This is a genomic window from Sphingomonas sp. LH128 (assembly GCF_000293195.2).
Lineage (GTDB): Bacteria > Pseudomonadota > Alphaproteobacteria > Sphingomonadales > Sphingomonadaceae > Novosphingobium > Novosphingobium resinovorum_A.
This window is the reverse complement of the sequence record NZ_ALVC01000002.1, coordinates 1-7,688: the sequence shown is the minus strand read 5'-3', so window position 1 is coordinate 7,688 and position 7,688 is coordinate 1. Positions and strand designations below refer to the sequence as shown.

The 7,688-nt window shown below is 59.2% G+C and carries 6 protein-coding genes, 1 tRNA gene, 1 rRNA gene and 2 pseudogenes; 5 read left to right on the top strand and 5 right to left on the bottom strand.

Going from position 1 to position 7,688, the window contains the following annotated elements:
• Positions 1-127 precede the first annotated feature (127 nt).
• From LH128_RS00280 to phoA, 3 genes and pseudogenes are all read left to right on the top strand, one after another.
• Positions 128-529 (top strand): annotated as a pseudogene (locus LH128_RS00280) (Ca2+-dependent phosphoinositide-specific phospholipase C); the annotation flags it as partial.
• 57 nt (positions 530-586) lie between these two features.
• Positions 587-1,642 carry a phosphatidylinositol-specific phospholipase C1-like protein gene (locus LH128_RS00275; protein ID WP_037516758.1) on the top strand — a complete coding sequence of 352 codons (1,056 nt, stop codon included), beginning with the start codon at positions 587-589 and terminating at the stop codon, positions 1,640-1,642.
• A 132-nt stretch (positions 1,643-1,774) separates the two neighbouring features.
• Positions 1,775-3,181 (top strand): alkaline phosphatase, encoded by a 1,407-nt coding sequence (gene phoA / locus LH128_RS00270; RefSeq protein ID WP_008827551.1) that lies wholly within the window; start codon positions 1,775-1,777, stop codon positions 3,179-3,181.
• Positions 3,182-3,512: 331 nt separating this feature from the next.
• Here phoA and LH128_RS00265 read toward each other — a convergent pair whose 3' ends face one another.
• Both LH128_RS00265 and LH128_RS31670 read right to left on the bottom strand, forming a co-directional pair.
• Positions 3,513-3,788 (bottom strand): HU family DNA-binding protein, encoded by a 276-nt coding sequence (locus LH128_RS00265; protein WP_008827550.1) that lies wholly within the window; start codon positions 3,786-3,788, stop codon positions 3,513-3,515.
• A 118-nt stretch (positions 3,789-3,906) separates the two neighbouring features.
• Positions 3,907-5,022, bottom strand: coding sequence for a MucR family transcriptional regulator (locus LH128_RS31670; protein ID WP_083910010.1), 1,116 nt, complete (start codon positions 5,020-5,022; stop codon positions 3,907-3,909).
• A 661-nt stretch (positions 5,023-5,683) separates the two neighbouring features.
• Here LH128_RS31670 and LH128_RS34230 point away from each other — a divergent pair.
• A pseudogene (locus tag LH128_RS34230) lies at positions 5,684-6,058 on the top strand (recombinase family protein); the annotation flags it as partial.
• Positions 6,059-6,091: 33 nt separating this feature from the next.
• On the opposite strand, the gene LH128_RS34225 reads toward LH128_RS34230, so the two are convergent.
• Positions 6,092-6,349: a hypothetical protein gene (locus LH128_RS34225; RefSeq protein ID WP_037516756.1), complete on the bottom strand. Its 258-nt coding sequence runs from the start codon at positions 6,347-6,349 to the stop codon at positions 6,092-6,094.
• Here LH128_RS34225 and LH128_RS31665 point away from each other — a divergent pair.
• A complete protein-coding gene (locus LH128_RS31665) occupies positions 6,233-7,378 on the top strand; it encodes a recombinase family protein (RefSeq protein ID WP_327195000.1) in 1,146 nt (381 codons plus the stop codon). The genes LH128_RS34225 and LH128_RS31665 overlap by 117 nt on opposite strands.
• On the opposite strand, the gene LH128_RS00250 is transcribed toward LH128_RS31665, so the two are convergent.
• Positions 7,335-7,411: transfer RNA gene (locus LH128_RS00250), tRNA-Met, on the bottom strand. The genes LH128_RS31665 and LH128_RS00250 overlap by 44 nt on opposite strands.
• A gap of 195 nt (positions 7,412-7,606) precedes the next feature.
• Positions 7,607-7,688: ribosomal RNA gene (rrf, locus tag LH128_RS34925) — 5S ribosomal RNA — on the bottom strand; the annotation flags it as partial.

Here is a 7,688-nt window from a genome sequence, read left to right as displayed (position 1 = left end):
CGAACAGGCAATGGATGGAAAGATCTGGCCCAATCGGCTATGGGAACCATTCTGATGAGGCAACGGCAAACGCCTCGGGAACATCTTTGCTTGAGGCAACACGACCGGCCATCGTAGTTGTCGCCACGCAGTCTTCTTCGCTCTCGATGACAAGCCTGACAAGATCGCCATCTACCGCGGCAAGCGAGGCTCTCTCGAAGGTCGCGTGGCTTTCGTGAACACCGATCAAACGTCGCCGGCTGCGGCTTACCTGACCATCAATGATCCAATTGGCAGGGCAGCGGAAATCGCCGACGCCGTGGCGAGAGGCTTCATGGTACGGACCAGGTCTGACGCCAGCACCTTCGAGGCCCGCTCCAACGATACCCGTCGCCGCGAAGCCGCGCTGGCAAGCGGCGCTCAATATGTCCTGACCGATTATCTGTTTGCCGATCCCCGTTTCCCCGGTGGTTACGAGGTGAGGATCACGGGCGGTCGTGATGCCATGTGCAACCCGAAGCTCACGCCCAAGGGGTGCTCTCTTCCCTAGCAGTCCGGTTCGCTGGCTCCTGCATTCTCCTACCAAACGGAACTGACAATGCTCAAAATGCTTCTTCTCGCGACCGCTGCTGCGGTCGTGGCCGCCCCCGCTTGCGCGGAAGAAATCCGCATGAACGACATCCAGACCGTCGGCACGCATAACAGCTACAAGGGCCCGACGCCGCCGGAAACGCTGGCTCGGATTGCCAAGATCAACCCCGCTGACGCCATTTCCAAGGACTATCAGCACCGTCCGATCCCCGAGCAGCTGGATGCCGGTGCCCGCGCATTCGAGTTCGATGCCAACTACGACCCCAAGGGCGATCACTATGTATCGGTGTCGAACGATCCGGACATGGCCAAGCCCGGCTTCAAGATCATGCACGTCGCCGGCATCGATGGCGCCACGAGCTGCCTGCTGCTCACCCAGTGCATGACCCAGCTGAAGACCTGGTCCGATGCGCACCCTGATCACGCACCCATCCTTATCATGTTCAACATGAAGGCCGGCCAGAACGCAGCTGTTGGCGGCGTTGACGGCATCCCTTTCACCGAAGCGGCCTATGATGCGCTCGACGCCGAGATCCGCTCGGTGCTGCCCAAGAGCAAGATCATCACGCCTGACGAAGTTCAGGGCAAGTACCCCACGCTTCGCGAAGCTGTGATGGCCAACAACTGGCCCACCCTCAAAAAGGCCCGCGGTCGCTTCTTGTTCGCGATGGATGAGAAGGCCGACAAGATCGCTATGTATCGTGGTTCGCGCAAGAACCTCGAAGGCCGCGTGTTCTTTGTAAACGCCGAGGAAAGTTCGCCGGTCGCGGGCTACATGACCATCAACGACCCGATCGTCGATGCTGAGAAGATCAAGAAGATGGTTGCGGCCGGCTTCCTGGTTCGCACGCGCGGCGATGCTGGAACGCATCAGGCCCGCTCTAACGACACGACCCGCCAGAAGGCTGCCTTCGCGAGCGGCGCTCAGTACATTCTCACCGACTATATCTGGCCCGACACCCGGTTTGCGGGCGGCTATACCCTGCGTCTCCCCAATGGCGCGGCGGCCGTCTGCAATCCGCTGCACAAGCCGGCGTCCTGCTCGGGCATCCTCGAGAAGGCCCAGAAATAACGAAGCGCGCGCTGCCCTGCCAAGGTGCCGGGCAGCGCGTCACTCCTACGGTAAAATGCCCCGCTGGACACGCCCGTGTCACAGTCGGCGGCTTAAGCCCACGCCGTACAGGCCCTTCAATCGAGTTGACCCATGAAGCTTCTTTCCAGCACCGCCGCCATACTTGCATTGACCGCAGTCGTCCCGGTGCAAGCACAGCAAGCGCCCGATCTTTCCCGCGCCGCCAAGGGCGATTTGCGTGAGCCAGGCGGTGCGCGCCGGCTTCCGGGGGACATGCGGGAGTTCTATCGCCAGTTGAGCAAGGACGGCGAGGTGCGCAACGTTATCCTTCTTATCGGCGATGGCATGGGCGATTCCGAGATCACCCTGGCCCGCAATTACGCAGAAGGCGCCGGAGGCTACTTCAAGGGGATCGACGCCCTGCCGTTCACCGGCCAGTACACGCATTACGCGCTCGACCCGAAGACCGGAAAGCCGGACTATGTGACGGATTCAGCCGCGTCTGCTACAGCTTGGGCGATCGGTGTGAAGTCCTACAACCGGGCAATCGGCGTCGATGTTGCGGGTAAGCCGCATGCTTCGCTGCTGGAACGGGCGAAGGCCGCTGGCCTTGCAACAGGCAACGTCTCGACTGCCGAGATCGAGGACGCCACCCCGGCTGCGCAGATGGCCCACGTCACGCACCGCAAGTGCTATGGCCCTGTCGCCACCACTGCAACTTGCCCGTCCAACGCGTTGGAATTGGGCGGCGCTGGGTCGATTGCCGAGCAGGCTCTGGGCGCGCGGCCCGATCTTATCCTTGGTGGCGGCGCAGCCACCTTCGCCGAAGCCGCAAAGGCGGGGAAATGGAAAGGCCGCACACTGATGGCCCAGGCTCAGGCCCGGGGATATCGGATTGTACGCAATGCTGGCGAACTCGCCTCGGTTTCCGTTGCCAATCAGAAGACGCCGCTCCTGGGCCTGTTTTCCGATGGTAACATGCCGGTGCGCTGGAGCGGTCCAAAAGCCAGCCTCCACGGCAACCTCGACAAGCCGGTGGTTTCCTGTGCGGCCAATCCAGAGCGCACGGCGGATGTCCCGACGCTTGCGGTAATGACAACGAAGGCAATTGACCTTCTGAAAGGCAGTCCGAAGGGCTTCTTCCTTCAGGTTGAAGGTGCCTCCATCGACAAGCAGGACCATGCGGCCAACCCCTGCGGGCAGATCGGCGAGACCGTGGATCTCGACGAAGCCGTACAGCAAGCGTTGGCGTTTGCTCAGGCTGATGGACATACGTTGGTGATTGTCACCGCAGATCACGCACACAGCAGCCAGATCGTCAGCAATGGCACGAAGGCTCCAGGGCTGACTGCCGCGCTGAAAACCCTGGAAGGCGGCCTGATGACCGTCAGCTACGGGAACTCGGAAGAAGGGTCGCAAGGCCATACGGGCACGCAGCTTCGCGTCGCCGCGTTCGGACCTCGTGCCGTGAACTTTTCTGGACTCCTGGACCAGACGGACATGTTCTACATCATCAAGGATGCGCTGGCTCTGAATTGATCAGCTGTTCGTGGTCATACGATGCCTTCCAGGTTCACGAGATCTGATCGCATCGTAGGAACAGGAATGGCAGCTCTCCTAAGGTCTAGCATCTAGACCAGACAGTCGCCTATCGGCCAATCTTGGGCATTCAGAATTGGTAAGCTGAGGTCGCACCTCGGAACGAAAATAGGCAGCTAAACGGCCACAGAGGTGTCGAGACGGGATCGGCAGAATTTTCCAGGCCCTCGCGATTTTTCCGCGATGCAGAAAATACTCTCGATCGTCGGGTTGCATCACTATGAGGGCAAAAGCGCGGCGTCCTCACGAGAAAGACGCCGCAGTCCTTTTGTCAGCCGTTCAACTTGTCCTTGACGGCCTTCGCGGGCGTAAAGGACAACTTGCGTGCAGCCTTGATGGTCATCACTTCGCCGGTCGCGGGGTTGCGCCCTTCGCGCTCCGGGGTGTCCTTAACCTTGAATTTGCCGAAGCCATTCAGCGAGATTTCCTCACCCTTGGCCGCGGCATCCGCGACCGCAATGAATACGGAGTCGACGATCTTGCGCGCGTCGGCTTTGGTAAGGCCGGCATCAGCGGCAATGGCATCCGCGAGGTCACTGTTGTTCATAAGTATAGTTCCTGTCGAAATAGGCTTCGAGGGATAGGCCCCATAACGATCAGCGTTGGCTGCGTCACGTCACGAACGAAGGGCGAAACTGCCGGAGCGTTCACCTCTCGGTTACCGCTTAAACGGCATCCGATGGGGTTTCTTTCGGCGTACGCACCATCCGCTTGGGCTTGCCTGCCCCGCGCAGATTTCCATCTACCTCCGCATTGTCCTTGCTCTGTGGAGCGCTATCCTTGCTGACAACTTCGGGCGTTGTCTCCTTGTTCGCTGCGCTGTTCTTACCGAACAGCCCGAGCTTGCCGCGCTGCTTTGGCGCAGATCTCGCGGAAACCTCTTCTGTAACGGCCGACGCAGGCTCAATAGCCACCGGGTCCTCAGTCGATGAGTCAGCGCTGCGCCGTTTAGCCTTACCCGCAGGCGCGGACGCAGAACCTTTCGGTTTTTTGTCCCTTGCACCTTTCAATGCCGGTGCGGCAGTTGCTTGCTCGATCACGGGTACTGCCGAAGCTGAAAGTTCGCCAACGGGCGTCGCAACTGCCTTGCCCTTGCCGCGCCGCACTTTCGGAGTTCCCGTCTTATCTACCGCAACAACTGCCTCGGAAGGCGCCGTCATTGCATCGTGCTCCTTACCGCGGGATTTTGCGGGCGTTGTTTCCTTTGGGGAACTGTTCCTCGCGCCGCGTCTTTCGGCCTTGGCAGGCATGGCGGCAACCGACTGCGCCCTTTCAGACGCCGTGTCGGTTACGGCAACGGACGGAGCCACCTCCGGTCCATTCGACGGTCCTTTCCCATCTTCCACGACTGGCACACCGTCCCCGGCCACTTCCTGCCGTCGGCGACCCAGACCGATCTCCTCGGCTATGGCACGCCGCTTTGCCGCGAAATCCGGAGCAACCATCGGGTAGCTGGAAGGAAGGTTATAGCGCTCCCGATAGGCTTCTGGGGTCAAGCCATGGGATGTCAGGTGGCGCTTGAGCGTCTTGTATGGCTTGCCATCGATCAGGCTCAGAAGATGTTCGGAAGAGGCCAGGCTTTTGCGGATGGAAACCGCCGGCACGTACGTCTGCGCCTCTTCCACGAGAGGCTCGGCAACTGTCTCATCGGTCAATGCCGCCTTCGTAGAACGTATCAACCCCGACAGATCTTCGGACGCAACCGTGTTGTTCGCAAGGTATGCACTCAGCAGTTGGACGGTGAGAGCGGCTATATCCGTAGTATTTTCGATATCAGGCATGTTCGATCAAGCTCCCAACGCATTCGTGATCGTTTGCAAAATCAAGACCACCTTAGTGCGACTGCAGTACAACGGAATGCAAGGGCAAAAGCTGCACCGCCATGGCTTTATGGCAGATGGTGGCGGCCATTCTCATAGGTTGCCGACATCCGGCGACCAATTGCAGTCGTCGCATTTGGAGTTTAAGCTTTGTGGCATCATAGACCCGTCCGCCTTTCAGCCATCCTATCCCAGACTATTCGAGCCGGCCGAAGTGCCGGCTTCTTTCGAAGCCGGGTCGACGCGGCGCGTTTCGGACACCGATCCGAATATCTCACCGCTCATCTACGCAGCCCTGATTTTCCGCCGAGTGATTCAATTTGGCGCTCCGCCTGCGAGAATACCAAGCCACTTGAAAACGGGCCTGCGGGGCAAGCGCAGTTGTTCGACCAGTTGGCGCAGTGAGACTTCTAAATCCAGAACGACGGGCGGGACATGATAGCTGAGTAATTTCTCGGCTGATTCGTGAACAGTCGTCCTGCAGCGCACCGATATCCGGCAGGTTAACCGGGTAAACCGTTGAAGAGATATGCCTATTTTCGACGACATCATTAGCCTGTGGCACTGTGGCCAAATGCAGAACAAAACGGTATTTATGCGGTAAGCAAAAGAGGAACGCAAAATGACCCGAGTGGCGCTTTACGCCCGCTATTCGTCCGATAATCAGCGCGACGCGTCGATCGAGGATCAGTTTCGCATATGCAGGGAGCGAGCGGAGCGCGAAGGTTGGGAGGTCGTAGCCGCTTACAAGGATGCCGGTATCTCCGGCGCCAGCATGATCTTGCGTCCCGGTATCCAATCCCTTCTGCAAGACGCTCAAGGCGGCCACATCGAACTCATTCTTGCAGAAGCCCTGGACCGATTGTCTCGTGACCAGGCCGATGTCGCCACAGTCTACAAGCACCTCAAGTTTGCAGGCGTGCCGATCATTACACTGGCCGAAGGGGAGATCAGTGAACTGCATGTCGGCCTTAAGGGAACGATGAACGCCCTTTTCCTCAAGGACCTCGCCGCCAAGACGCATCGTGGCCTACGTGGGCGCGTCGAGGAAGGGAAGTCGGGCGGCGGCATTTCCTATGGCTACAAGGTTGTGAAGCAACTCGACGCGCGCGGCGATCCGATACGCGGCGACCGAGAGATTAACCCGGCCGAGGCGGAAGTGGTGCGCCGTATTTTTCGCGACTTCGCCGCAGGCGCACCACCGCGCACGATTGCCCGCAAATTGAACGAAGAGCACGTTCCAGGCCCCGGCGGCAAACCATGGAACGACACGACGATCCGTGGGCATGTGAAACGCGGAACCGGCATCGTGAACAATGAACTGTATATCGGCCGACTGATCTGGAACCGGCTGCGGTATATCAAGGACCCATCGACGGGTAAGCGTGTCTCAAGGCTCAATCCGGAGGCGGATTGGATCATTCGCGAGGTCCCCGAACTGCGCATCATTGACGACGAGCTTTGGCAGTCAGTGCGGACGAAGCACGAAGAGATCGCCGAGAAGTTTGTGAACATCACGGCAGCTATTCAAAGCAACCAGCAGAATCTCCTGAACGGCGGTCGCCGTCCACGCACGATGCTGTCTGGCCTCGTCTACTGCGGTTGCTGTGGTGGCCCCTACTCTCTTCGGGGTGCGAACCGGTTTGCATGCTCCACGCATATCAGCAAGGGAACCTGCGACAACAACCGAACGATCCGGCGTGAAGATCTTGAGACGCGGGTGATCGCGGGCCTCAAAGACCGAATGATGGCACCTGATGTCGTCGCGGAAGCGATGCGCGCCTATGCCGAAGAAACCAACCGGCTGAACCGCGAGCGGCGCTCTATGCGCGATACCTGGACTTTGGAACTCAAAAAGGTTGTGAAAGACATTGATCAGATCATCGATGCGATCACCGAAGGGATGTTTCATCCATCCATGAAGGACAAGATGACTGCACTCGAAGCCCGCAAGGCCGAACTGAACGTTCTGCTAAGCGGCAAGCCTGATGCGACGCCTGATATTTTACCGAGTGCGGCGGTCATCTATGCCGAGAAAGTCGCATCCCTTACGCGGGCACTCAGCCAACCAGATGAGAGCCACGACGCCTCCGAGGCTCTGCGCCAGCTTATCGAGAAGATCGTTCTGACGCCTGCCCCTGAACGCGGGGAGATGTTCGCCACACTCCATGGCGAACTCAATACGATTCTGCGTTGGGTTGAGCACCAGGAAACCTGCAAGAATGCCAAGGGCAATCGCGCAAAAGCTGGGAATACGGGAGTGTCGGTATCGGTGGTTGCGGGGGTAGGATTTGAACCTACGACCTTCAGGTTATGAGCCTGACGAGCTACCGGGCTGCTCCACCCCGCGTCACCATATGGGGCTGGTTTTCAGCCCGGGAGTGTTTTTTTGTCCATTCCGGCGTTGCCGGCGTGGAGGGGCGGGGTTCTCCATCCCGCCTGGCGGCTGCGTCTTTTGGGGACGCAAAAAGGGGGCTTTTGGCCCCCTTGTTTCGTTTGTCATTGTGATGGGTTTTTTATCTAGCGTTTGTGCGCCGGCTTCAATGCCTGGCGACGTCCTACTCTTCCGGGGCTTGAGCCACAGTACCATTGGCGCTGTCAGGTTTCACGGCCGAGTTCGAGATGGG